The 25,160-nt window shown below is 66.2% G+C and carries 19 protein-coding genes and 2 tRNA genes; 11 read left to right on the top strand and 10 right to left on the bottom strand.

Features of this window, described 5'->3' with window-relative positions; translation table 11 throughout:
- Positions 1-14: 14 nt before the first annotated feature.
- A complete protein-coding gene (locus MUN73_RS17325; protein WP_250141765.1) occupies positions 15-2,504 on the top strand; it encodes a methyl-accepting chemotaxis protein in 2,490 nt (829 codons plus the stop codon).
- A gap of 205 nt (positions 2,505-2,709) precedes the next feature.
- Here the strand turns inward: MUN73_RS17325 and MUN73_RS17320 are convergent, their stop codons facing one another.
- A complete protein-coding gene (locus MUN73_RS17320) occupies positions 2,710-3,252 on the bottom strand; it encodes a DUF7097 family protein (RefSeq protein ID WP_250141764.1) in 543 nt (180 codons plus the stop codon).
- Between the two features lie 185 nt (positions 3,253-3,437).
- On the opposite strand from MUN73_RS17320, the gene MUN73_RS17315 reads away from it, so the two are divergent.
- A complete protein-coding gene (locus MUN73_RS17315) occupies positions 3,438-3,800 on the top strand; it encodes a DUF192 domain-containing protein (RefSeq protein ID WP_250141763.1) in 363 nt (120 codons plus the stop codon).
- Between the two features lie 89 nt (positions 3,801-3,889).
- Here MUN73_RS17315 and hpt read toward each other — a convergent pair whose 3' ends face one another.
- Positions 3,890-4,447, bottom strand: coding sequence for a hypoxanthine/guanine phosphoribosyltransferase (gene hpt, locus MUN73_RS17310; protein WP_250141762.1), 558 nt, complete (start codon positions 4,445-4,447; stop codon positions 3,890-3,892).
- 230 nt (positions 4,448-4,677) lie between these two features.
- On the opposite strand from hpt, the gene MUN73_RS17305 reads away from it, so the two are divergent.
- The 3 genes from MUN73_RS17305 (at position 4,678) to MUN73_RS17295 (ending at position 9,169) form a co-directional block, all read left to right on the top strand.
- The gene (locus MUN73_RS17305; protein WP_250141761.1) at positions 4,678-6,210 is read left to right on the top strand and encodes a (R)-citramalate synthase; all 1,533 of its coding nucleotides are present in this window, start codon (positions 4,678-4,680) and stop codon (positions 6,208-6,210) included.
- A gap of 234 nt (positions 6,211-6,444) precedes the next feature.
- Complete coding sequence (locus MUN73_RS17300; RefSeq protein ID WP_250141760.1) at positions 6,445-8,139, top strand: right-handed parallel beta-helix repeat-containing protein; 1,695 nt, start codon at positions 6,445-6,447, stop codon at positions 8,137-8,139.
- 187 nt (positions 8,140-8,326) lie between these two features.
- Entirely contained in the window at positions 8,327-9,169 is an 843-nt protein-coding gene (locus MUN73_RS17295) for a succinylglutamate desuccinylase/aspartoacylase family protein (RefSeq protein WP_250141759.1), read from the top strand.
- A 62-nt stretch (positions 9,170-9,231) separates the two neighbouring features.
- Here the strand turns inward: MUN73_RS17295 and MUN73_RS17290 are convergent, their stop codons facing one another.
- The 5 genes from MUN73_RS17290 to MUN73_RS17270 all read right to left on the bottom strand — a co-directional run bounded on the left by MUN73_RS17290 (position 9,232) and on the right by MUN73_RS17270 (position 15,449).
- Positions 9,232-9,429, bottom strand: coding sequence for a hypothetical protein (locus MUN73_RS17290; protein WP_250141758.1), 198 nt, complete (start codon positions 9,427-9,429; stop codon positions 9,232-9,234).
- 108 nt (positions 9,430-9,537) lie between these two features.
- Positions 9,538-11,337, bottom strand: a complete 1,800-nt coding sequence (locus MUN73_RS17285) for a 4Fe-4S ferredoxin N-terminal domain-containing protein (protein ID WP_250141757.1) — start codon at positions 11,335-11,337, stop codon at positions 9,538-9,540.
- A gap of 636 nt (positions 11,338-11,973) precedes the next feature.
- Positions 11,974-12,058: transfer RNA gene (locus tag MUN73_RS17280), tRNA-Ser, on the bottom strand.
- A gap of 108 nt (positions 12,059-12,166) precedes the next feature.
- The gene (ppc, locus tag MUN73_RS17275) at positions 12,167-14,857 is read right to left on the bottom strand and encodes a phosphoenolpyruvate carboxylase (protein ID WP_250141756.1); all 2,691 of its coding nucleotides are present in this window, start codon (positions 14,855-14,857) and stop codon (positions 12,167-12,169) included.
- 415 nt (positions 14,858-15,272) lie between these two features.
- Entirely contained in the window at positions 15,273-15,449 is a 177-nt protein-coding gene (locus MUN73_RS17270; RefSeq protein ID WP_250141755.1) for a hypothetical protein, read from the bottom strand.
- A gap of 220 nt (positions 15,450-15,669) precedes the next feature.
- Between MUN73_RS17270 and MUN73_RS17265 the strand changes: the two genes are divergently transcribed.
- Positions 15,670-17,352, top strand: coding sequence for a thiamine pyrophosphate-binding protein (locus tag MUN73_RS17265; RefSeq protein WP_250141754.1), 1,683 nt, complete (start codon positions 15,670-15,672; stop codon positions 17,350-17,352).
- 30 nt (positions 17,353-17,382) lie between these two features.
- Here MUN73_RS17265 and MUN73_RS17260 read toward each other — a convergent pair whose 3' ends face one another.
- Positions 17,383-18,483 carry a 3-hydroxyacyl-CoA dehydrogenase family protein gene (locus MUN73_RS17260; RefSeq protein ID WP_250141753.1) on the bottom strand — a complete coding sequence of 367 codons (1,101 nt, stop codon included), beginning with the start codon at positions 18,481-18,483 and terminating at the stop codon, positions 17,383-17,385.
- Complete coding sequence (locus tag MUN73_RS17255) at positions 18,480-19,799, bottom strand: APC family permease (protein WP_250141752.1); 1,320 nt, start codon at positions 19,797-19,799, stop codon at positions 18,480-18,482. The genes MUN73_RS17260 and MUN73_RS17255 overlap by 4 nt, the downstream gene beginning before the upstream one ends.
- Before the next feature lie 305 nt (positions 19,800-20,104).
- Between MUN73_RS17255 and MUN73_RS17250 the strand changes: the two genes are divergently transcribed.
- Entirely contained in the window at positions 20,105-20,428 is a 324-nt protein-coding gene (locus MUN73_RS17250) for a zinc ribbon domain-containing protein (protein WP_250141751.1), read from the top strand.
- Between the two features lie 183 nt (positions 20,429-20,611).
- On the opposite strand, the gene MUN73_RS17245 is transcribed toward MUN73_RS17250, so the two are convergent.
- A tRNA-Glu gene (locus tag MUN73_RS17245) sits at positions 20,612-20,686 on the bottom strand.
- A 187-nt stretch (positions 20,687-20,873) separates the two neighbouring features.
- Between MUN73_RS17245 and MUN73_RS17240 the strand changes: the two genes are divergently transcribed.
- From MUN73_RS17240 to MUN73_RS17225, 4 genes are all read left to right on the top strand, one after another.
- On the top strand, positions 20,874-21,611 hold the full coding sequence (locus tag MUN73_RS17240) for a fumarylacetoacetate hydrolase family protein (protein ID WP_250141750.1): 738 nt from the start codon (positions 20,874-20,876) through the stop codon (positions 21,609-21,611).
- Between the two features lie 125 nt (positions 21,612-21,736).
- On the top strand, positions 21,737-22,438 hold the full coding sequence (locus MUN73_RS17235; protein ID WP_250141749.1) for an MBL fold metallo-hydrolase: 702 nt from the start codon (positions 21,737-21,739) through the stop codon (positions 22,436-22,438).
- 157 nt (positions 22,439-22,595) lie between these two features.
- Positions 22,596-23,966 (top strand): Nramp family divalent metal transporter, encoded by a 1,371-nt coding sequence (locus MUN73_RS17230; protein ID WP_382182063.1) that lies wholly within the window; start codon positions 22,596-22,598, stop codon positions 23,964-23,966.
- A gap of 101 nt (positions 23,967-24,067) precedes the next feature.
- On the top strand, positions 24,068-25,045 hold the full coding sequence (locus MUN73_RS17225) for a zinc ribbon domain-containing protein (RefSeq protein WP_250141747.1): 978 nt from the start codon (positions 24,068-24,070) through the stop codon (positions 25,043-25,045).
- Positions 25,046-25,160: the final 115 nt, after the last annotated feature.

The raw sequence follows: 25,160 nt of genomic DNA, 5'->3' as shown, positions 1-25,160 counted from the left end.
CGAGAGGTGATCGTATGAAGGGGAGCTTGCGTCGACTCGTTCCGTCGGTCATTCGGCGGAGTTATGCACTCAAATTCGGAATTGTACTGTTACTACTGGCTCTTTCCGTCGGTGCGATCGGGCTCGTCGCCACCGCACAGATTACCGAGGACGTCGAGCAGAACGCGCTCGATGAGTACGAAACCGTCGCCGTTCAGGAAGCGACGACGATCGATAACTGGCACCAGCGGAACGAACGGCTCGTTTCCTCGAACACGAAAGCGCCGGTGATGGTGGACGGGACCGAGGACGAAATCCAGTCGTACCTCAGGCAACTCAAGTTCGAACTCCCGGCCGATTACGTCGACATCCACTACGTCGACACGACCTCCGGCGAACTGGTCGCCACGACCGCGATCTCGGGCGACACCCTCGACGATCTCGACTTCCCGGACACCGCCGGTCTCGAGGACGTGTCCACGAGCGACGTCGAACGAACGGAGCCGTACGCGATCGGCGGCGATACCGCCGTGGTTTCGTACTACAGGGGGATCGAGGACGTCGACGACCGCGCACTCGTCGTCACGGTCAACCTGGAAGAACGAACGTCCGACATCGCCAGTTCCAACTCGAACGCGACGTCGACGATCGTCGTCGACGAGAACGGTGAGATCGTCGCCGACGACGAGTACCTGGGGTCGGACCTCGGCTCCTTCCAGCAGTCGTACCAGGACGACGCCGGTATCTTGGAGCAGGCGTTCGGCGGCGACGAGTCTGGGGCGATAACCGTCGACGAACCGCCGAGCGAGACGCTACAGGACGAGCCGTACGACTTCGCTCCCGGCGGATACGTCGCCGCGTATCAACAGACCGATACGGGCTGGGCCGTGCTGGTCCACACGTCGGACGAAGAAGCGTACGGGTTCGTCAATACCGTCAACCAGTTCGGGACGATCGCCACGATCGCCGGCGTCGTCCTGATCGGTCTCGTCGGCGCCGTCATCGGGCGAAACACGGCAACGTCGGTCGATCGTCTCACGGGGAAGGTCGAGGAGATGGAACAGGGCGACCTCGACGTGGAGTTCGAGACGAACCGGATCGACAACATCGGTCGCCTCTACGACGGGTTCGCGTCGATGCGCGACGAACTGAAACGGCAGATCACCGAGGCCGAGGACGCGAGAGCCGACGCGGAGCGCGAACGCGAGCGCGTCCAGCAGATAAACGACGAACTCCAGGCGGCCGCGGCCGAGTACGGTGACGTGATGGAGGGGGCGGCGGACGGCGACCTCACCGTTCGGATGGACCCGGACGTCTCGGACAACGAGACCATGCAGGCGATCGCCACGGACTTCAACGAGATGCTCGTCGAGATCGAGACGACAATCGACCAGTTGAACCGATTCGCGACCGACGTCGCGACGGCCAGCGAACAGGTCACCGCCTCGAGCGAGGAGGTCAAGGTCGCGAGCCAGCAGGTCACCGAGTCGATCCAGGAGATCTCCGACGGCGCGGACGAGCAGTACGAGTCACTGCGCTCCGTCGACGCCGAGATGAACAACCTCTCGACGACGACCGAGGAGATCGCCGCCGCCTCGAACGAAGTGGCCGACGTCGCCGAACGGACGGCGCGAACCAGTCGCGATGGCCACGAGGCGGTCGAGGACGCGATCGAGGCGTGTGAGACCCTCGAGGAGGAACGCGAATCCGTCGTCTCGGAGTTCGACCAACTCCGCGAGGAGGTCGACCAGGTCGACGACCTGATCGATCGGATCGCCGAGATCGCCGAGCAGACGAACATGCTCGCGCTGAACGCCAACATCGAGGCGTCCCGGTCCGCGGCGGGCGACGACGACGGCGGATTCAGCGCCGTCGCGTCGGAGGTCAAGGAACTCTCCCAGGACGTGAAAGTGACCGCCGAGGAGATCGATCGCAGACTCGAGGAGATCCAGGTGCAGACCGAGCGCTCGGCGGACGAGGTCGATCGGACGAGCGAGGAGATCCAGCACGTGAACGACCTCGTGACCAACGCCGGCAGCGCGCTCGAAGAGATCGCGGAGTACGCCCAGGAGACCAACGACGGGGTCCAGTCGATCTCGGCGACGACCGAGGAGCAGGCGGCCTCGACACAGGAGGTCGTCGCGATGGTCGACGAGGTCGGAACGATCGCCGAGGAGACGACGGCAGAAGCCCAGAACGTCGCCGCCTCCGCCGAGGAGCAGACCTCCGCACTGACGGAGGTGACCGCGTCGGCGGACGACCTGTCACAGCAGGCGGTGGCCCTCTCCGAAGCGCTCGATCGGTTCGAGACGGACGCCGACGCCAGTTCCGACGCGGCCGCGATCGAGAGCGAGAGCGTCTCGACCGCGGACGCGACCGTCGGTGCCGCCGACGCCACCGACACCTCTGACGCGGCTACAGGTGACGACAGCGCCACCGATCCGTCGAACGCGACGAGGACCGAGACAGACGACGACGAACCGGACAAAACGGGAACCGACGAGACGTTCACGTTCGGCGGCTGATCGGGCTATAGCCGCAGTTTCGCTGGGTCGGGTGCCGATCGATCCCGGGCCCCGATCGATCGAATCAATCGTCCCGACAGTGAGCGGCCGTGGCAACTGTGACGATCGACGTTTTCTCACCACTCTCGCCCGGACGCCGGGCCCCGAAAACCGCTCTCTCCGAACCGCCGGCGAGTCCGGAGCGCGAGCGCGTCACTCGCCGCCGTCATCGGCGTCCGTTCTGGCTCCCGTCGTCGTACCGCTCCGCGGCCGACTCGAACCCCGCCTCGTCGAGTTCCCGGCTCCGACGGTGTTCGAGCGTCGCGATCGCGTCCGGGTCCGGTGCGGCGTCGTCGGTGATGCGGGCCCAGGAGTTGTGGACCTTCGAGTGACACCACCGGCAGAGGTAGATCGTGATCTCGTGGGAGAGGGTGTCGCCGTCGCGAGCATAGGAGAGGTGGTGTTCCTCGAGGAGCGGCCGCTCGTCCGAGTGCGCCATCCGCTTCGCCTCGAGACCGCAGCGAACGCACTCGCGATCGCGGTTCCGGGACCGGAAGTGCGGGCAGTCGGCCCACGTCTCGTCCGTTTCGGGGTCGACGACGGGACAGGCGTAGTCCGCCTGTGCGCGTTCCCGGGCGAACTCGGGGTCGTGCTCGTAGTGGTCGAAGGCGTACCTGCATTTGCCCTCGCCCGTCAGGTAATCACAGACGCCGGCGAACTCGTAGGGATCGTCGACGCCGACGGAGGTTCCCTTCGGCGTTTTCTCCATCGCCGCCACGTAGGACTCGCGGACAATTGAATCGCCCGGTGCGTGACCCCGGAGCCGTCCGGAGTGTGGGCCACCGTCGCCGTTGGTACCACCGCCGGTGCCCGTCCCCTCGTCGTCGAGCGTGCCCGCGGTCGCGCCGGCGACCGGTCGGGAGCTTTTTCTCGTCCCCGTTCCGACTCGATGGCGTGCGCCTGGTTCACGATCCGGTCGGGGACGACGAGGAGGCCGTCCTCGCGACGACCATCGACGTCGCGGACTCGCTCTGGAGCCAGACCCGCGGCCTCATGTTCCGCCGATCGCTCCCGGACGAGTACGCGCTGGTCTTCGAGTTCGGCACGGCCAGGACTCGCGACGTCCACATGTTGTTCGTCCCGTTCCCGATCGACGCGGTCTGGATCGTCGACGACGAGGTCCGGCGCGTCGAGCGGCTGCGACCGTGGCGGGGCTTCGCTCGCGAGGCGGCCGATCGGATCGTCGAGCTACCCGCCGGTGCGGCCGCGAACGTCGAGACCGGCGATCGCCTCCGCCTCGAGAGGCCGGAGTCCTGACCCCGATTCGTACGAACTACTGTACGTCAGTTCCGAAGCAACCGTGACCGCTTTGCGGTCGCACCGGTACATCGGGACGGCAGACCGTCTCAGTCGACGATCACCAGTTCGCCGTCCTCGACGCGGACGTCGAGCAGGCTCGTCACCGGCCGATCGAGGTCGTGATCGCCGTCGACCCGCCGGAGGACGACGACGATGTCCTGCAGGTCCGCCCCGCACTCCTCCAGCGCGTCACAGACGGCCTCGATCGTCCCGCCGGAGGAGAGGACGTCGTCGACGAGCACCACGCGGTCGCCCGCGTCGACCCCGTTCAGGTAGAGGTCGCTCTCGCTGTAGCCGGTTTCCCCGCGGACGACGATCTCCTCGGGGAAGCCGTAGGCCCGCTTGCGGACGACGACGAAGGGGAGGTCCGTCGCGAGCGAGAGCGCGGTGGCGTGGTGGATCCCCATCGCCTCGGGCGCGACCAGCTTGTCGACCTCCGCGAGGTCGATCCGGTCACGGATGCCGGTCGCGATCGCTCGCAGGACGTCCGGTTCGACCGGCGGAATTCCGTCGGTGACGCCGTGGACGAAGTAGTGATAACCGTCCCGATCGACGACCGGCGCGTCGCGAAGCGATCGCGCCAGCGGCTCGAGCGTGGAGTCCATACTCGCTCCCCGCTACCACGGGCACTGGAAAGGGTGTTCGGGTCGCCCGCCGATCGCGGCGACGGGTGGGCAGATGGTACCGTGACCGGCGAACTTAAGACGGGCCACTTCGATAGGACGAGATAGAATGGCACGAGATTCGTTCTCAACGCCGGACGAGGATAGAGGAAGTCGGGGCAACCCGGCTGGGCGCGAAATTCCGCGACGAACGTAGTCGCAGTTCATCACTCTTGCCTGTACATCACTCCACCGAGCAGACGATTCCATCCGATCGTACCGTCCGCCTTCTCGATACGACGCTTCGCGACGGCGAACAAGCGCCGGGTGTCTCGCTTTCACCCGACGAAAAAGTCGAAATCGCCCGTGCGCTAGAGCGCGCCGGCGTCGCCGTCATCGAGGCCGGAAGCGCCTGCACCGGCGCGGGCGAACGGCAGGCGATCTCCCGGGTCACCGATCTCGATCTCGACGCGCGCGTGACCAGTTTCTGCCGCGGGATGCGGACCGACGTCGACCTCGCGCTCGACTGTGACGTCGACGGGATCCACCTCGTCGTCCCCTCGAGCGACCGCCACGTCGAGGACAAGGTCGGCACTTCCCGGAAGGACAATCTCGCGAAAACTGCCGAACTCGTGGAGTACGCTGGCGACCACGACCTCTGGGTCGAGGTCATCGGCGAGGACGGCTCCCGGGCCGACCTCGATTACCTCGAGGACCTCATGGGGACCGCCCTCGACGCCGGGGCCGATCGAACCTGTTTCGCCGACACGGTGGGCCACACGGGCCCCGAGCGGACCGCCGAAGCGGTCTCCCGGCTCGCGGACCTCGGCCCGGTCAGCGCCCACACCCACGACGACCTCGGACTGGGCGTCGCGAACGCGCTCTCGGCCGTCTCGGCCGGTGCCGACCTCGTTCACTGCACCGTCAACGGCCTCGGCGAACGCGCCGGCAACGTCGCCCTAGAGGAGGTCGCGATCGCGCTCGCCCACGTCTACGACGTCGAGACGCTCGAACTCGAGGAACTGTACGACCTCGCACAGATCGTCTCGCGGGCGACCGGCGTCCAGCTCCCGCCGAACAAGGCCGTCATCGGGGAGAACGCCTTCACCCACGAGAGCGGGATCCACACCGACGGCACGCTCAAGGACGACAAGATGTACGAGCCCTACGCGCCCGAGACCGTCGGCCGCGAACGCCGACTCGCGCTCGGGAAACACACGGGCCGTGCCGGCGTCGCGGCGACGCTCGAGGAACACGGCGTCGACGCCAGCGGCGACGAGGTCGCCGCGATCGCGAACCGCGTCACCGAACTCGGCGATCGGGGCCGCCGGGTCACGGACGCCGACCTGCTGGCGATCGCCGAGGACGTCACCGGCGACGATCGCGAGCGCGTCGTCGAACTGCTGGACCTCACGGCGACGAGCGGCGGGGCCGTCCCCACGGCGAGCATCCGCCTCGACGTCGACGGCGAGGAGCGCGTCGCCAGCGGCACCGGCTCCGGCCCCGTCGACGCCGCCGTCTCCGCCGTCCGCGAGGCGCTCGGCTCCGCGGCCGACGCGGAACTGGAGTCCTACCACGTCGACGCGGTCACCGGCGGCACGGACGCCGTCGTCACCGTCGAAGTGACGATGGCGCGAAACGATCGCTCGGTCACCGTCGCCCGGAGCGAGGCCGACATCACCCGCGCGAGCGTCGAGGCGATGGTCGACGCGCTCGACCGATTGCTGGCGACGGACGCACAGCCCCTCGCGCCGGCCGACGACTGAACGCGCCGATCGACCGCGAATCGCCGGCCGCAGTTCGAGTCCGACGCTCGACCCCGAGTCGCCGACCGATCGCGGTCCGCCGCATCGATCGCTGTCGCTCCCGTTTTCCGGCCACTTGCGAACTCGAAACGGTGCTCTGGTCAGTTACAGATCTGCAACGGATTCGCAGTCGGTCACTGCCGCCGAGTAGTCGTCCGATAACAAATGATCACTTGTGATGACAGTATTCTCGCGATGAACGGTGATCGACAGCACGATCGATCGGAGGCGGCGAATCGAGGACTAACGCGACGCTCGTACGTCCGACTGGCCGGCACACTCGGCGTCGGCAGCGGAATCACGGCCTCGCAGGCGACGGGTTCGGACGGGGCCGACGTCGCTGGCGCGGCCCCAGGCGAGGACGCCAGCCGACAGGGACTCACCGTCACCGATTCGGGTGCGGCCGTGAGCGAGGGAGTCACACACCTCGACTTCGCCGGGTCGCTCTCGCCGGTCAGTCCCGACGACGGTGGCGGCGAGACCCGGCGCGTGCGGATTCAACCACAGGACGACTCGTCCTCACCGGCGATCGTCAACGTGCGGGACGACCTCGGCGTCGAACCACAGGGAGACGACGTCTGGGGTGCGATCGTCGACCACTACCAGTCGTTCAGTCCGACGGAGCGGAACCACCGCTACGTGATCCCACCCGGGGAGTGGCACGTCGAGACCGACAACGTTCACTTCGACGCCCACGAGTATCTCGGCATCGTCGGCGACCCGTTCGCGACCCTCAGGGTCACCGACCAGGACGTCGATCGACTGATGACCGTCGGACGGATCGACGACTCGCTCCCGCACGCCCAGCGGACGGTGATGAAAGACCTCCAGGTCGACATCCGCGGCGAGTACGACGCGGGGATCGGCCGCTGGTACACCTACACGTTCGGATTGATCGAGAACGTCTCGATGCGCGGCCGACGGGACAGGCGCAACCCCGACTTCGGCGGTGATCGCCACACGATCATGGTCGACGGGCGGCAGTTCACGACGACGAACATCATCCGCGGCTGTCACCTGAACAACGGCGACACCCACTACGACCGCGACACCCACGTCGGGCACGCGATCCCATTCAGTTCGGAGATCTACAATCGCGGGACGAACTTCTGGGAGGGGTGCCAGGTGACGGGCTACGTCGACAACGGGTTCTACGTGTCGAACAACGCCGGACGCAACATCATTCGGGGCTGTCACGCACGCGACTGCGCCGGCGCGGCGATCCGCATCGGCGCCAACGACTACGTCCAGAACTGCCGCATCACGATGACCGAACAGCCGGGGTACCCGTGGTCCGGTCTCTGGCTCGAGAACGGCGGCGGTCAGGTCGTCGACGGGGTCACCATCCGGAACACGGTCGAGAAGAACACCGAGATCATCCGCCTGACCCAGGACGGCCCGGCGCGGCTGTCGGGCGTCCACATCACTGACGAGGGAGGCAACGGGCGCGCGATCCGCGTCGCCGACAACGACGACGCGCGCACGGTGTTCGAAGGCTGTACGATCACCGATCGAACCAGTCCGAGCGTCTCCGACTACGCGGTGTACGTCCGCTCGTCGAACGTCGTCTTCACGGACTGCGAGTACGACCTCGACTCCCAGACGGACCAGGATCGCCACGGCTTCTTCGTCAGTCGACGGGGCACCGACGTCGACCGACTCGTCCTGCACAACAGCGACATCGACGCCGACGATGCGAGTCTCCGGTTCGGCGAGAGCGGGCGGGCACACAACATCGAGAACGCCGTCTTCGACGGCCTCGTGATGAGCGACCCCGGTACCGCGCTCGCCGACGTACTCTGGGTCGGCAACCGCCACCAGGGAGACACCGTCTTCCGCGGGGAGCGATCGAACTGGAAGGGCGACTTCAACTTCGGGTTCACCCTCTGACTTCCTCAGGGCGCGGGCGACGCGACCCCATCCGTGCACCGACGGACCCCGATCGGATTCGAACGAACGAGTAAGTGACGGCCTACGTCGGTTCGATCGCCCGAAACGGTCGATTTCACCCCGGATACTTTTCGTACCAATTACGTTCTCTTCGCAACGAATGTCACGAAAAACGAGACGATCGTTCGTGAAGTCTGCCGGCACGCTGTCAGTGCTCGCCAGCGCCACGACTGTCGGAATCCCGAACGCCCCTTCCGAATCACCGCTGACCCGTGAGACCAGTTCGACGAGTCGCCCCGACGACTCGCTTCGCGACGTCCTCTCACAGTTGGGCCCGCGTCGTACACTCATGGCGGACACCCGCTACGAGAGTGGGGTGTACGTCGTCGAGGGCCGATCGTCGACCGGCACAGACCCGACGGCAGTCGTCGTCGCGGGGCAACACGGTATCGAACCGGCAGGCTGGCTCACCGCGATGCAACTCACCGGGCTCACGCTCGAGACCGGCAGACTGGTCGTGATTCCGTTCGCGAACCCGCCCGCGATCGTCCAGGGTCGCTACCAGACGAGCGACGGCAATATGAACCGACAGTTTCCACCCGGCGAAGCGCCGACGCTCGACGCGGCAGCGGCGATCTGGCGCGAGATTCGGCGTCACGAGCCGGACGTGATGCTGGATCTCCACTCCTCACACGGCATCTACGCGTCGGGCGTAAACAGCGGCGTCGGACAGGTCGTCTTCCCGACTGCAGCCGGTCGCGACACCGCGGTTAGCGCTACTAAATGGGTGAACGACGAATTCGTCTCGCCGTCTACCTACGGCCCGGAATACGAGTTCGCGATCGGCACCGTTCAGGGCAAGGAGGACCGACCCCTCCTCACGCACAAGGTCGGTCACGACCTCGACGTGCCGGGCTACCTCGTCGAAGTCACACGGGAGGGGACGACGCTCTCGGATCGGCTCGCCTGGCAGACCGCGATGGCGACGAAACTGCTGGCCGAGCACGGGGTGACGCCGGCGACGGCGTAATCGTCGCCAGCCGCGGGAATCACGACTGCTCGGGTCCGTTCCGGGCTTCCCCCGCGACCCCGTCAGTGAAACGGCTGGCGACTGAGGACGCCCCAGGGATCGAACAGGTAGACGACGGCGAGAAAGAGCGCGAGGAGGACGACGAACAGTCGCGCGATCGCGCTTGCCGTCGACGGAATCCCCGGTTCGAGCGTGAGTGCCATCACTCCCGCGACGCTGATCCAGAGGATGCCGACGATCGTTCGCTGGCGACGGTCCATGGGTATCCCTTCGGGTCACGGGATAAGAAGCTCTCGAGTTGCCACGAGCATCGCCCCGTCGCTCGCCGGGTGAAGTGTACTGGCCCGGCGCATGTCCGATCACGCGAGTCACGTGAGCGACCCGAAATCGACCGTCCCATCGTCGAGGACCTCCTTGCGGTCGTCGGTCTGGCCGACGTCGTCGTAGGCGACCGGCCCCTCGACCTGCTCGGCCTCCGGTCCCGGTTCGTTGCCGATGTAGACGATGTTCGGGTGGGTCCCGATGTCCTCGAGGAGTCGAAACGACGAATTCCGACCGTCGGTGTAGGCCTCGATGACCTGCTCGGCCTGCTCCTCGTCGGTGATTCCGGCGTCCGATACCGGGTTCGCTTCGCCGTCCTCGAGGATGGCGAGGGCCTCTTCGACTTCCGCCGGCGTGATCTCCCGGCTCTCGTACCGATCGACGGCGTCCTCGATCGCCGCCTCCGAGTCGTCGAGTACCGCATCCAGCTGGTCTTCGGCGGCCGAGAGCGCGTCCGAGTCGGCGTCGCTTTCACTCCCCTCTCCGACCAGGGCGTCGACTACCGCCTCGACCTCGTCGTCCGCTCCGTCCTCGCCGACGGCTTCCGTAACGGGGTCCTCGACGATGCCCCGAACGATCTCCCTGGAGGCCTCGTCCGCCGCGGCTTCGGGGTCGTCTTCCTCCTCGGCGTCGATCACGTACTGCAACTCGCTCGCCTCGACCTCACCGTCGACGTACTGGACGGCCTCGATCTGCTCCTGGTCCCACTCCCCGGGGACGAACGACATCTCGAGCAGGTCGACGTCCCCCTCCACGAACGCGTAGGCTTCTTCGATCTCGTCCCTGTTGGGGCTCTGTCCCTGGACCATCTCCGCCGCCCGCGATCGGCCGACGTTCTCGAGGTACTGCTGTGGGACGCTCTCGGGATCGTTCATGTCGCCGAAGTTGATCGCCTGGGGCGGACAGGCGTCTTCACAGGCCGTCGTTCCGACCATCTCCTCGCCTTTGGTGCCGTCCTGGCGGGTGGCACAGAACGTACACTTCTGCATGGTGCCTCGCGGACTGCGGCTGCTGACCCACCGGCCGCGTTCGTCGATCATGTGTTCCTCGTCGATTTCGCTTGCCGGTACGTCCGGTTCGTCCCACTGGAAGTAGTTGACGCCGTAGGGACACGCGACCTGACAGTACCGACAGCCGATGCAGACGTCGTAGTCGGTCAGCACGAGTCCGTCCGAATCTCGGGTGTGTCTGGCCGTCGTCGGGCACACCTTCTCACACGGCGCGTCGGTACAGTGCTGGCAGGGCCGAATGAGACGATTTCGACCCCCGGGCGTGCTGTCCTCGAAATCGAGGATGTACATCCAGTTCGCGCCCTGGTCCCAGTTGTGCTCCTCCGCACAGGCGGTGACGCAGGCGAGACAGCCGTCACACCGCTCCAGGTCGAGGGTCATCCCCCACTGGGTTCCCTCGCCGTGACCGCCCGCTTCGCCACCCTCCTCGTCCTCCTGTGTGGCCGCGAGTGACGGTTCGCCGCCCGATTCCGCGGTCCCCCAGGCACCCAGTCCGACCGCACCGGCGCCGGCCCCCATCTTCTTCATCACGTCGCGACGCGACTCCTCGCCGACCCCGACTCGCGACAGCGCCTCGTCGAACCGGCCTCCCTCCCCGGATTCGATCGGGCGCTCGTCCTCGCCGAACTCGGCCAGCACGTCCTCGTGGTACCGATCGTGGAACGCTTCCTCCGACAGTTCCCCCTTCGTCACCTTCATGGCGTCTTCGGCCATCTCGAGGCCGAGATCCGTGTCGTACTCGGTGTCCTCGAGGGTCGCCTCGAGTTCGTCCTGCCATTCTTCTCCGAGCGGATGGAACGGTTCGTCCCCCGAGTCCCCGTCCTCGTTCGAACTCATCGATACCCCTCTCTCCAGACCGTTATGCCGTCGTAGAATGCGACCATTGGTAGCTACTGACAGGACAGATGACCAGCCCCGGGCGAATAAAAAATCACCTTGCAGTTGACGGGGATTCGGAAGGTCGATTTCGCCGACAGGACCCCGAAGAATCCCGATCGCGGCGATCCTCGATCGGATCGTGACCAGGTCCAGCGAGACGGTCGCCGACCGATCACCGCCGATCGATCCACCGTCTCCGATCGGGATACCCGTGCCGCTCGCGATATCCGTGGCGATCGTATTGCGAGGCTCGGTGGGAAGCACCGCGATACGGTGCTCCCCGACGAGTTCTCGAAGAAGCGCCGAGAGGGAGAGTTGAACTACGCCCGAGAACCTGCTCACTGCGTTCGCAGAACCTCGGTCTCATTCAAATCCCCGACGTCGTTTTCCAGCAACGAAATGATTCGCGCCGCTGTGCGGCGCTCATCGAATTGTTGCTGGAAAAGCGCCGAGAGGGAGATTTGAACAACGCGAAGACGGTCGCTCCCTGCGGTCGCGCTACGTCTTCTCTCGTTCAAATCTCCGTCACCGTTCGCGGCGACCGAGTGACTCGCGCCGCTATGCGGCGCTCGCCATTGTTGGTCGCCGTAGAAGCGCCGAGAGGGAGATTTGAACTCCCGAGTCCGTGAGGACAGCAGATTTCGAATCTGCCGCCTTGGCCGGGCTAGGCTATCTCGGCTCACTCCTATCTATCCGGGTGATGTTTTTACCCGTTTCGATTTTTGGCAGGGATGCCAGGGAGTCACGTTCGCCGCCCGCACCCGATCGAAGGGCTATGGCGACGACCTTAGCCGGTGTTCTTCATCCCGGCAGCGATCCCTTTCACCGTCAGCCGGAGCGTCCGCTCCTCGATGTCGGTCCGGTGAGTCCGATCGAGGAGGTAGGTCTGGAGGAGGTTCAGCGGATCGACGTAGGGGTTGCGCCGTTCGAGGTTCTCCCCGAGCCAGTCGCGCGTGTGGAGTTCCTCGCGCTGGCCGATCTCCTTGATCAACTCGGCACCGCGTTCGCACTCGTCGGTCAGTCGGGGGAAGAACCGATCGCGGAGGTCGTCGTCGGCCAGGTCGGCGTACTGGTCGGCGATCTCGAGTTCAGTCCGGGAGAGCGAGAGCGCGGCGTTGTCGAGCGTGGTCTGGAAGAACGCCCACTCGTCGTACATCTCCTGGAGGGTCTCCATCGACCCACCATCGTCGAGATAGGCGTCGACGCCCGTCGCGATGGCGTACCAGCCGGGGAGGATGCACCGCGACTGAGTCCAGGAGAACACCCACGGGATCGCCCGCAGGTCCTCGACGGTGCGTTCGCCGCTTCGCGACGCCGGTCGCGACCCCAGGTCGAGGTCCTCGATGACGGTGATCGGGGTCGCCTGCTCGAAGTACTGGACGAAGCCCTCGCTCTCGAGGAGGTCGCGGTACTCCTGGCGGGCGGCGTCGGCCATCGTCTCCATCGCGTCGATCCACTCCTCGAGGATCTCCTCTTCGGGCTGGTCCATCGCGTACAGCCGCGATCGGAGTTGCGCGTTGACCATCTGCTCGATGTTTCGCTCGGCGATCCGGGGATTGGCGTACTTCTCGGCGATCGCCTCGCCCTGTTCGGTGAACTTGACCTGCCCGGTGACTGACGAGTTGGGAAGCGCGAGCAGGGCCTCGTTCATCGGACCGCCACCCCGGGAGATCGAGCCGCCGCGGCCGTGGAACAGCCGCATGGTCACGTCGTGGTCGTCGCAGATCTCGGCCAGTCGGCGCTGGTTCTTGTACAGCGACCAGTTGGCCGCGAGGAAGCCGTTCTCCTTGTTCGAGTCGGAGTATCCCAGCATGATCTCCTGGGTCCGACCGCGAGCCTCGAGGGCCTGACTGTAGGCTTCGTTCTCGAAGAGGGTGCCCATGATGCGCCGCGCCCCGGAGAGCGCGTACTCCGTTTCGAGGAGGGGAACGATGTCGATCCCGCAGTGTTCCGGCAGGGAGACGACGTCCGCCTGGTCGGCGAGGAACAGCACCTCGAGAACGTGGCTCGGTTCGTCGTTCATCGAGATACAGTAGGTGTCGATCGCGTGAACGCCGTACTCGCTTTGCCACTCGGCGAGACTATCGAACAGCGTCAGGACGCGGGTCGACGCGTCGGAGAGATCCTCGGTGTCGGAAAGGTCGATGACGGGTTCGTCCTGGAGAACCGCCTCGGTCAGCCACTCGACGCGTTCGTCCTCGGAGAACGCGTGGTAGTCGATCCCCTCCGACTCGAGGGCCTCTGCGATCGCGTCGGTGTGTTTCTGCTGGTGTTCGCGCAGGTCGAGACTGGCAAGCGAGAAGCCGAAGGTGGCGACCTGCCGGCGGATCGGATCAACGTGGGCGTCGACGACGACCTCCGCCCCGTTGTTCCGGAGGCTGTCGGCGATGTACTCGAGGTCCTCGAGCAGTTCGTCGACGTCGTCGTAGCCGCCGGGACGCACGTCGCCGACGCGCTGCAGGCGCTCGCGCATCAGTTTGAGCTTCTGCCGGTAGGGTTCGCCGGGGTAGCGCTCCTCGGCGGTCCTGGCGCTCCCGGGCAGTCGTTCGAGGTCCTCCTCGAGCGAGGCCTGGAACTCCGAACCAGCGTCGATACGACTCCCGTCCTGGCTCAATACGCCCGAGAGGCGCTTGAGCTGTTCCCGGTACTTCTCGAGGACGACCTCGCGCTGGCGTTCGAGCGTGTTCGCCGTCACCTCGGGCGTCACGTAGGGGTTCCCGTCGCGATCGCTCCCCGCCCACGAGCGGAACTCGAACAGTTTCGGAATCTCGAGGTTGCCCTCGACCTCCTCGTCGATCGCGTCGGCGAGTTCGTCGTAGACCTCGCCGACGACGTCGAACAGCGTGTTCTCGAGGTACCACTGGACGTTTCGGGCCTCGTCCTCGGGTTCCGGCTGGCGTCGCCGGACCTGCGGCGTCTGCCACAGGCTCGTCACCTCGGCGTCGATGTCCCGCCACACCTGCTCCGACTCTTTGTTCGTCAACAGCCGCTCGTCGAGGGTCTCGAGGTACGTCGAGACCGTCCGGAGCTTCGACTTGACCGTCTTGCGACGGGCCTCCGTCGGATGCGCCGTGAAAGTGGGCTCGATCAGGACGTCGTCCAGCACCTGTTCGACCGTCTCGGTATCGGTCTCCCCGAGTTCCTCGGCCGCCGTCTCGAGGCTGTCCGCGAGGGTCCCCTCGTGGGACTCGGTTCGAAGCGATCGGACCCGCTCGCGTTCCTCGGCGAGGTTGATCAGTTCGAAGTACGTCGTGAACGCCCGCGCGACGATCCGCTGTTCGTGGGGGGACAGCCCCTCGAGTTCCGTGATGAGCGGCTCCCGCGACTCCAGTTCGTCGGCACGGTAGTCGATCGCTGCACGCCGGCACGATTCGACGGTTTCGAAGGACCGTCGCGAGGTCTGATCCTCGAGGACTTCCCCGAGCAACGCCCCGAGTTCGCGGACGTCCTGCCGAACGTCCCTGTTATGCAGTGTCATATTCGCCCCGTACGTGTCCGACGCTAAAAATCCCCGTGTCACACGGTTACACCGTCGATCATCGTCTTCCGTGATAGTTACTGGCGGCATGACAGCGAACGGAAACCATCGCGTGCGATCGATCGACCCGGGGCGAGGTGCAGGCCGAAATTCACGGCGTTCGCTACCGGAGTCACGAACATTTACTACTAATATAAATTTTAATATGGCTGTCTATTTTGCCCGAGCCGATCGACGCGCCGGAGCGCCGTTCACTTTCGATATTATTGTGATTAGCTAACGTGGTTCGGAACGGGGAGAAATCGGGACGATCGGGTCGACGAACGGAGCCGACGGTGCTCGCGCGCGCCACTCGTCGCGTCGGGTGATCGATGGACTGGGACCGAGATCACGGCGGTCGCGATCGGCGTTCGAGCTATCGCATTTCGTCGAGCGCCAGCACGGTGTCCGACATGAGCCACGCCGTGTCGCTGTCTGCCCGTTCGATGCTGAGCGCGAAAAACGAGTCCCGGCCGTCGTCGACCGTGATGTGGTACCCACGACTCCGCAGCTGCTCGCCGCCGTCGGTTCCGTTCGATTCGGCTGAAGTCACACCAGCATTCAGGGCCGAGGCCGAATAACGGGCGCGGTTTCGGGTTCGGGTGTAGGGACGTCCTACGGGATACTGCCGGCGACGACGCCCCGCTCGCGTCTCCGAGATTCCGCCCTCGGCCGATGCATTCCGTCCGAGGATGACATCGATGTGGATAGTCGGCGACGGGCGACAGTCCAGGGGTACGTTTTTAGTTCTCCCCTTGAGTATCGGGTGCTATGTGTCACCAGGAACCACTGTACAGGAGGTGTCGATGATGGCCCGATCGACGGACGCGATCGCCGCACTCTTCGAACGGGCGGGGATCGAGACGGTCTTCGGGTTCCCCTGCGAACAGATGGATCCCTACTACGCGAGCGTCGACGGGTCGACGGTCAGGCACGTCCTCGCCCGGAGCGAGGCGAGCGCGGCCCTGATGGCGGACGGCTACGCGAGGGCATCCCGAACCGCGGGCGTCGTCGACGGGGTCAGCGGACCCGGTGCCGCGTACATCGGCGTCGGACTCTGCGAGGCCGCCGGCGCGTCGTCGCCGGTCGTTGCCCTCACCGGCGGGAACGATCGGGAGACCCGCGGGAACGGCGTCATTCAGGACGGGGACAACGAGGCGATCCTCGACCCGTTCGCCGAGGCGACGTTCGACGCCGAAACGCCCGGCCGCGCCGTCGAGGCCGTCGAGAACGCGCTCCGGATCGCCACGACCGGGGTTCCCGGTCCGGTACACGTCAATCTCCCGGAGGACGTCATGGCGGGCGAGACCGATCGAGAACCCCGCGACGACGTCTCCGGAACCTATCCGCGGACCCGACCGGCACCCGATCCGGACGGCCTCGACGCGATCGGCGATCTGCTGGCGGCCTCCGACAGCCCCGTGATCGTCGCCGGTGAGGGCGTCGTCCGCGCGGACGCGACCGACGAACTGACGCGCTTCGCGACGGCGGCGGACGTCCCCGTCGTGACCTCGATGAACGGCAAAGGAGCGATCGCGGAGACGGACCCCCACGCGCTGGGCGTCGTCGGACGCTGGGGGTTCTGCCAGGTGGCAAACGACGCCCTCGAGGACGCTGATCTCGTGCTCGGTTTCGGGACCCGGTTCGGCGAACTCACCAGCGTCGGCTGGTCGCTGGTCCCCGAGGACGTGCCGCTGGTCCACGTCGACCTCGATCCCGCCTGGCTCGGCCGCAACTACGAACCGACGGTCGCCGTCCAGGCGGATCTCAAAGCCACCCTCGACGCGCTGGCCGAGACCGCGTCCGGCGACGCCGATCGGGCGGTACGAATCGAGAGACTCGTCGAGGACCGGGCTGACTGGCGCGCCGGGTTCGAGGCGGACCTGACGAGCGACGAGACGCCGGTAAAGCCACAGCGCGTCGTTTCCGAACTGAACGAGCGACTCCCGGCCGAGGCCGTGCTCGTGAGCGCGACGAGTTTCCCCGGGTTCTTTTCGGGCGCGTTCTACGAAACCGAGCGGGCCGGCCTCTCCTACCTCCAGGCCAGGGGCAGCGACGGGATCAACGTCTGTCTCCCCCAGGCGCTTGGCGTCAAGACCGCGTTGCCCGATCGGCCGATCGTCGCGCTCTCCGGCGACGGCGGAATCGGCTACCACATCTCGGACCTCGAGACAGCCGTCCGCGAGGACCTCCCGATCACCGTCGTCGTCACCAACAACGAGTCGCTCGGCTCCTCCAAGATGAGCCAGCTCGGAACGCACAGCTTCGACATGTCCACCGACTTCCACGACGGCGTCGACTACGCGCAGGTCGCCCGCGGCTTCGGCTGTGCGGGCGAGACGATCGACGATCCCGAGCGGGTCGGTTCGGCGATCGAAGAGAGCCTCGAGCGCGACGTGCCGACCCTGCTTGACGTGCGCGTCGATCCGTACGCCGCACCGCCGTTGCTGGTCTGACCGGATCGACCCGCTCGGGATGCGAGCGGTTCAGAAGACCGGATCGTAGACGTCGGCTCCCGTTTCCCCGTACCGCTCTCGCAACGCCTCCCGGAGGAATCCCGTACCGAGCATCGATTCGACGTCGAATGGACCGATATCGCCGCCGGAACCGCGTTTGAGGACGTCGTTTACCGTCTCCCGATCGGTGACCCCGTCCCCGACGAGTCGGTAGGCCTCGTTGACCAGCGCGCCGACCACGGGCGTCACGTCGTGGGCGTCCTCGACCTCGGGTATCCGGGGTTCCTCGCCGTCCCACTCGAAGAACCCCTGGCCGGTCTTCTTTCCCAGATCGCCCGCGTCGACGAGCGCGTCCATCCGATCGCGGATTTCGGGCGGTGGCGCGTACCGATCGCCATAGGCGGCCGCGAGGTTGTCGACCGTCGCGAGGTGGACGTCGATCCCGATGAGGTCGACGAACTCGATCGGCCCCCGGTCGAACCCGATCACCCGCGCGCCGCGATCGACTTCCGCGGGTGAGGCCGCGAGCAGTTCCCAGGTCCCGGCGCACTTGATGCTCGCCGAGAGTCGCGAGAGGCAGTTCGCCCGGTACTCGGCCTCGAGTCGGACGGGCGTGCGATCGATCGCCTCGGCGACCGCCGTCGCAGTTTCGAGGGCGCGATCGCTGGCCTCGTCGCCCGAAATCTCCACGAGGTCGCGATCGATGGCCGGATTGGCGAAGTGAAAGAGGACGACCCGTTCCGGGCGTTCGAGGCCGGTCGCGATGTCGCCCGGCGTGAGCGACGACGTGTTCGTCGCGACGACGGCCCCGGGGTCGAGGACAGACTCGAGGTCGGCGACGAGGTCGCGCTTGAGGGCGAGCCGTTCCGGGACGGCCTCGACGACGAAGTCGTGGTCGACCAGCGCCGCGAGGTCCGTCTCGTATTCGATGCGACTCGCGGGATCGTCGGGGTCGAACCCGGCCGATTCGAGTGCCTCCGGGAGGTCGGTTCGATGGTAGTCGCGTGCCGATTCGAGCGCGGTGTCGTCGACGTCGACGAGGGTAACCGGAAAGCCACCGTTGGCCAGGAGGCCCGCGATGTCGCGGCCCATCAGTCCGGCACCGACGACGCCAGTCGTGTCTGGAATCATGAGTTCGGAGTTTCGTGAACGCTGTCCGCTGCACGCGTCCGGATCCGGGTCCGGAACACGTAGTAGAGACCGCCCGCCGCCAGCAGGCCCGCCCAGAGGGCGAACACCGACGGCGACTGGACGGCGAGCAATCCGAGCAACGCGAGATTACAGGGGATCGCCAGCGCGGCCATCGCCGTGACGGACTGCGCCGGGAGTCCGATCGCCGATTCGGCCGTCTCAGCCCGCGTCCGCCCGACGACGATCGCCGCGGCCATCACCGGCACGACGAGAAACGCGCCGCCGAAGCCGAGCAACGAACCCAGTCCCGCGATCGGGAGCGGCGAGAGCAACGCCGCCGTCGAGAGCGCGTAGACGACGACCAGCCCCCAGTGTGGCGTGTCGAACCGACTGTTCGTTCGGGCCAGTCCGGACGGCACGAGGCCGTCCTCGGCCAGCACCGCGAGGTACCGTGGGGTGATGATGTAGACGGCGTTGATGCTCGTCGCGATCGCGAACAGCGCGCCCCCGACGACGAACACGGACTGGAGCGGCCCGGGAAGGAACATCCCGGCGGGGACCGCGAGCGTTTCACCCGCGAGGGCGTCCGTTCCGGCGACACCGACCGCGACGAGGCCGATCCCGACGTACACGGCGAGTACGAGCGGGACGGTGATCGCGAACGAGCGGGGGATCGTCACCGTCGCGTCCCGGACCGAGCCGCCGATGTCCACGACGAAGTTCGCACCGAGACAGACGAAGTAGAGGACCCCCGCGGCCGTCGCGACGCCGATCGCTCCGCTGGGAAAGGCCGGCGTCAGGTTCGCGGTCTCGACGGCGGGGACGCCCAGCACGACGAACGAGCCCAGGGCCGCGATCAGGCCGACGAACATGACCAACTGGACCGTCGCGGCCGGCCGAATCCCGACGAGATTCACGACGAAAAAGCCCGACAGCAGGAGGACGCCGACGAGGGTTGGCGCGACCGGGACGATCGCGTCGACGTACTGGCCTGCGGTCAGCGCGTACAGCGGCAGGCCCCCGCCGAACATGCTGACGCCGAGGCCCCAGGCCGCGAGAAACGCGATCGGTCGCGAGACGAACCGCGCCGGGTAGCGGTAGTTGCCGCCGGTCGTCGGGAACGCCGCCCCCAGCATCGCCGTCGGCACCAGCCCGAGAATCGCGATCGAAAACGCCAGCACGAAAGCGACCACGACGCCCGGACCCGCGATACCGACCGCGACGCCCGTGAGACTGAACAGCGCCCCGCCGACGATCAGGCCCACCTCGATGGCCACCGCCTGCACGAGCGTTACCTCTCCCGTCTGCTCGGACATTGGTCTGTGCCATCTTCCCGCACGTGTTCGATCGACAAAAGTTCTCCCCCGGAGACAGCTTCGGGGCGTCGACCGTAGCAAAACGCTCCGTCCGGAGTTGAACTACGCAAAGACGTCCCCGGTCGTTCGATTCGGTCGCGCCCAGGGCTGGGACTTCTCTACTTCAAATTCCAGGTCATCGGCTCGAACGGCCGGTCGTATCGGATTCGAACTGGAGACCGACCAGCGGTGATCGCTGGGGAACGTATATTACTCGCGAACGATTTCACGAGTGCGATTATGGTAAGTGAGACGAACCGACCTGTATGAGCCTCGTCCTCGTTGGGGCAGTCCTTTCGCTCTGCCTTCTCCCGTCGCTCTTTTTCTTCGGACTCTGGCACGGGCTTCTCCGCATGCAAGGCAGTTCGCTGCTTTCACGCACGAGAACCCGCGCAGGGTACACTGATACTGATCCGGCGGTCACGTGGAGCGACGTCGTCGACGCGTACACCGACCCGCGGAAAAACCTCTTTGCGCCCCCGTCCGAGTCGCGGTCATCGACGACTCGTGACGGCCAGTGTGGTGTATGCGCCACGGAAAACGATTCGGTCGCGTCGTTCTGTCACAACTGCTTCCGAAAACTCGAGTGAGACGAGTTATCGCTCGCGTATTGCGGCATCGGACCCTGCCCCACAGTTGCGACTCGCGAGTTTACCCGTCGAAAAACGCGCCGTCTTGGGTTCGAACTCTGGGGCAACGGTCGCTATCGCTCGCGTTTCTCTACTTCAAATCCAGGGTCGCATTCTTCGCTCACGAAGTAGTTCGCGAAGAAGTGCTCCGTCTGGGATTTGAACCCAGGTCATCGGCTCGAAAGGCCGAAATGATTGGCCGGACTACACCAACGGAGCCAACGCATTCACTGCTTGCTGGGGACTAGTAAAAAGCGTTCCGTTCCGATCGCGTAGTGGCACGGCCTCACGTACTTCGATCGCCGACAGATCGGATTCGGCCCTGCCACGTTCATCCCGCGGCCTCGGGCAGGCGATCGCCGCCGACATCTCAACCCTTTTCATCCCGGAACGCGACGGATCCCGCATGAAATACGTCCGATTTCGCGACCCGGCTGGTGCCGTCCGCCGCGGCGAGTACGAGAGCGGTCACGTCCACTTCGGCAACGAAAGCTACGCGCTCGAGGACGACGCGATCGACGTCCTCCCGCCGTGTGAGCCGTCGAAGATCGTCTGCATCGGGCGCAACTACGCCGACCACGCCGACGAGATGGATTCGGACGTGCCCGATCGGCCCCTGTTGTTCCTCAAACCGCCGAACGCGGTCGCGAGCCACGGCGACACCGTGACCGCGCCCGCCGGGAAGGATCGGATCGACTACGAGGCGGAACTCGGCGTCGTCATCGGCGAGCAGTGTCGCCACGTCCCCGTGTCCGACGCGATGGACGTCGTGGCGGGCTTTACGTGCGTGAACGACGTCTCGAACCGCGACGACCAGCGCCAGGAACAGAACTGGATCCGCGGCAAGGCCTTCGACGGTGCGGCTCCGATCGGGCCCCTGCTCGCGACGCCCGACGAGGTCCCCGACGACGCGGCCGTCCAGTCGCGCGTCAACGGCGAACTGAAACAGGACGGCTCCCGCGAGCAACTCATCTTCTCGATTCCGGAGTTGATCGCCGAGATCACGACCTACATGACCCTCGAACCGGGCGACGTGATCGCGACTGGAACGCCGGAGGGCGTCGGCCCGCTCGAGGACGGCGACGAGATCGAGATCGAGGTCGAGGGCGTCGGGACGCTCTCGCACTCGATCCGCCGTCCCTGACCGGCAATTCGGTCGGACGCGATCGAGCGAGACGATCCGTCGGCCGACTCCGGGTCGGGACGTTCCCCACTATTCGGCCCGAATCGAGTCGAACGATTTTCCCCCACGTCGAACGAAAGAGCGGTATGACCGTTCGTTTCGGTGCCGTGACCGTCGACTGGCTGGGGTACGCGACCGTCCGCCTCGAAAGCGAGACGGGGGCCGTCATCTACCTCGATCCAGGTCGCTACGGCGTCCTCGACGACTACGACGCCCGCGACGGCGATCTCGTGCTCGTATCCCACGATCACCACTACGACCCGGAGGGGATCCGCCGGGTCGCCCACGAGGACGCGATCGTCGTCGTCCACGAGTCGATCGACGCGGGCGAGATCGATCGGGTCAACGACCAACCCGAGGACCTTCCCTACGAGGTCGAGCGCGTTCGCGCGGACGAGTCGTTCGTCCTCGGACCGCTGGACCTGTTCACGACGCCCGCCTACAACGATCCTGCCGGCCCACACGTCGACGAGAGCGGCGAGCCGTTCCATCCAGACGGCGAGGGCTGCGGGTTCGCCGTTACCGTCGACGGCGTCCGCGTGTTCTGGCCCGGCGACTCCGACGTTCTCCCGTTCCACGGGGACCTCGACGTCGACCTCTTCCTGCCGCCGATCGGCGGGTCGTTCACGATGGACCGCCGCGAAGCCGCGGCGCTGGCCGAGCGAATGGATCCGGGACTCGTGCTCCCGATCCACTACGACACCTTCGACGCACTCGAGACGGACGCGGACGCATTCGTCGTCGACGTCGCGAACCGGAGCGTTCCGGTGGTTCTGGACGACCACTGACGATCGACGCTGTACATCTGGTGACGGATCCGTGAGTATAAGTTACGGGTCGCCAATTCTTCGATAGAATCCATGTTGGATATTGACGATCGTACACTTTCGAACGGGGGGCCGATACCGGGCACCGGTGTCCGCTGGTGGGTGGATCGCGAACCGGGTGGTGAACGTGGCCAGTGAGCCGGACGCGGCGAGGGGAACCGCCGAGGCGGACCTCACGTATCCGTCTTCGGACTGGGCCGGTTTCTTCAAGAATCACTTCGGTCCCTCGATGCTCTGGGCGCTGATCGGCATCGGGGGGAGCCACATCGTTATCGCGCCGTCGATGGGCGGCACCTTCGGGCTGGTCGCGATCTGGATGTTCGCGCTCATCTACGTCGCGAAGTACGGCGCCTGGGAACTCGGCGTCCGCTACAACTACGGGATGGGGGCGAACCCGATCGAGGGCTACCGCGACCTCCCCGGGCCGAAGAACTGGGCGCTCTGGGTGACGATCGCCGTCTTCACCGTCATGTACACGTTCATCACGGCCAGCGTCGGCATGAGTTCGGCGGCGTTCGTCGCGGCCCTCACCCCCGGCTGGTTCACCGCGCAGTGGGCCTACGTCGTCTTCGTCGGCGGCGCCGGCGCGCTCGTGCTGGTCTCCCGCTACAGCCTGCTGGAGAAGATCCTGATCGGGTTCACGATCGCCGTCGGCGCCCTGATCCTGCTCGGCGCGCTCGTCGGCCCGCCGTCGCCGGATCGGATCGTGGAGACGGCGTTCGCCGTTCCCGACCTCACCGGTCCGGCGTTCGTCGCGCTGTTCGCGGCCGCCGCCGGGTTCGCCCCGACCGGGTTCAGTACGAGTATCCTGATCGGCAGCTGGAGCATGGCCAAGGGAGAGGGTGCGGGCGAACTCCGTCGGAAGGGGCTCGATCCGGCGGATCCGGCCTACCACGACTACATCCGGGCGTGGATTCGGACCGGTCGGCGTGACTTCAACGTCGGCTACGCGTTCAGCTTCGTCCTGATCGTCGCGATGGTGGTGCTCGCGACGAACGTCCTCTACCCGAATCCGCCGGAAGACGCCAACCTCGCGTTCGCGATCGGATCCATTCTGAGCGACTCGTTCGGCCCGTGGTCGTACTACGCGATGCTGATCGGGGCGTTCGCCGCCCTGTACTCGACGGTCATCACGTTGCTCGACGGGGCCGCCCGTGCGACCGGTGACGTCCTGCCGATGGCGCTCGAGGACGACAGCATCGACAGCGAACGCGTTCGGCAACTCGTGATCGTCGGCGTCGTCGGCGTCAGCAGTACGACGGTGCTCGCACTCGGCAACGTCCCGGTGACGCTGTTGCTGTACGTCGCCGCCGTCCTCGCCGTGACGGAGATTTTCTTCTACCCGGCGAACTGGTACATCGTCGAGAAACACCTGCCGGAACCGTTCCGTCCGTCACGCACATGGCACGCGTACTACGTCGTCAGTCTCGCGTTCGTCCTGCTGTTCGGTGCGATGGGTGCCGCGCTCCGACTCGGACTCATCGGCTGAGCCGCCGATTATCGGGACCCCGACCGTTTCCGCCGACTCCCGTTTCATTCGATTTCCGAACGCTCCAAAGAGTTAGTGTCGCGGTCGGCGTGCGCACGGGTATGAGCGGCGATCGTCCGCGTAGTCCGGACCCCGGTTCCGGCGGGCCGTACTGTTCGAACTGCGGCGATTCCCTCGCGCCATCCGCAAACTACTGCACCAGTTGCGGGGCCCCGACGAGGGCCGGTTCGGCGGGGACCGATCGGCAGTCGTCCACGACCTCGGCGGACCGCCCGGGGACCGATCGGGCCGTCCTCAAGCGGCGGATCGCTCGCGCGGCCCGGCGGGGCTGGGAACTCGAACACGATTTCGGTGAGCGTGTCGTCATGGTCCGCCGATCGTTCGGGAGCGTGACCGACCACCTGATCGTCGCACTCCTGACCGTCTGGTGGACGGGCGGATTCGGGAACGCGCTGTACGGCGCGTACCGGTACTTCGGTGACCCCGATCGGCTGGTGCTTCGTGCGAACGGGGTGACGACGGACGCCGCCGCGACTACGGACTCGAGCACGGGCACCGGGGACACCCGCTGGCGAGTGCTGGCACGCCTGACCGCGGCCGTCTGCTGGCTCGTCACCGCCGTGCTCGCTGGCGTCGGACTGCTCGTATCCGCGGCGACGGTGAGCCTCGTGCTCTTTGCCTTCGCGTCGCTCTTCGCGATCGGTGGGCTCGCCGCATTGCCCTCCGTTCGGCGGCGGCTCGACCGACGCCACCCGGTGACTGCGACCGGCCGGATCCGATCGGTCGACGAACGGGCCGTCGTCGCCCCGGATCGGCCGTGTGCGGCGTGTGCCGACCCAGTCGATCGGGGCGTCGAGCGAACCTACCGCGAGGACGTCTGCCTGTTCGGTCTCCCGCTCTCGATGTCGGACGGAACCAACTACTACTGCCGGCGCTGTGCCAACGCGGAGCACGTGGCGGGTTCAGCAACGACGGACGGAGTCGCCAACAGGAGGGAAGCGACGCAGGCTCGATCGACATCCGATCGAGACCCGGACGGATCGACGGAGTCAGAGCCCGAACCCGAATTCGAAGCGTAACGCGAACGCGATCGAACCTGACGATCCGTCCTGTCCGGCGATCCGAACCGTCGCCGCCTTAGAGGACGCCCATCTCACTGAGTCGTTCGGGGAACCATCTCCCTGAACCACGGTT

Origin of the sequence: Halosolutus amylolyticus (assembly GCF_023566055.1) — an archaeon.
GTDB lineage: Archaea > Halobacteriota > Halobacteria > Halobacteriales > Natrialbaceae > Halosolutus > Halosolutus amylolyticus.
The sequence above is the reverse complement of the archived record's forward strand: the minus strand, read 5'-3'. Positions and strand labels throughout refer to the sequence as shown.

What these genes read in the sequence shown, in the direction of transcription:
- MUN73_RS17325 (WP_250141765.1), top strand. Translation starts at nt 15, where the DNA reads ATGAAGGGGAGCTTGCGTCGACTCGTTCCGTCGGTCATTCGGCGGAGT.
- MUN73_RS17320 (WP_250141764.1), bottom strand. Translation starts at nt 3,252, where the DNA reads ATGGAGAAAACGCCGAAGGGAACCTCCGTCGGCGTCGACGATCCCTAC.
- hpt (WP_250141762.1), bottom strand. Translation starts at nt 4,447, where the DNA reads ATGGACTCCACGCTCGAGCCGCTGGCGCGATCGCTTCGCGACGCGCCG.
- MUN73_RS17300 (WP_250141760.1), top strand. Translation starts at nt 6,445, where the DNA reads ATGAACGGTGATCGACAGCACGATCGATCGGAGGCGGCGAATCGAGGA.
- MUN73_RS17290 (WP_250141758.1), bottom strand. Translation starts at nt 9,429, where the DNA reads ATGGACCGTCGCCAGCGAACGATCGTCGGCATCCTCTGGATCAGCGTC.
- MUN73_RS17285 (WP_250141757.1), bottom strand. Translation starts at nt 11,337, where the DNA reads ATGAGTTCGAACGAGGACGGGGACTCGGGGGACGAACCGTTCCATCCG.
- ppc (WP_250141756.1), bottom strand. Translation starts at nt 14,857, where the DNA reads ATGACACTGCATAACAGGGACGTTCGGCAGGACGTCCGCGAACTCGGG.
- MUN73_RS17260 (WP_250141753.1), bottom strand. Translation starts at nt 18,483, where the DNA reads ATGATTCCAGACACGACTGGCGTCGTCGGTGCCGGACTGATGGGCCGC.
- MUN73_RS17255 (WP_250141752.1), bottom strand. Translation starts at nt 19,799, where the DNA reads ATGTCCGAGCAGACGGGAGAGGTAACGCTCGTGCAGGCGGTGGCCATC.
- MUN73_RS17250 (WP_250141751.1), top strand. Translation starts at nt 20,105, where the DNA reads ATGAGCCTCGTCCTCGTTGGGGCAGTCCTTTCGCTCTGCCTTCTCCCG.
- MUN73_RS17240 (WP_250141750.1), top strand. Translation starts at nt 20,874, where the DNA reads ATGAAATACGTCCGATTTCGCGACCCGGCTGGTGCCGTCCGCCGCGGC.
- MUN73_RS17235 (WP_250141749.1), top strand. Translation starts at nt 21,737, where the DNA reads ATGACCGTTCGTTTCGGTGCCGTGACCGTCGACTGGCTGGGGTACGCG.
- MUN73_RS17225 (WP_250141747.1), top strand. Translation starts at nt 24,068, where the DNA reads ATGAGCGGCGATCGTCCGCGTAGTCCGGACCCCGGTTCCGGCGGGCCG.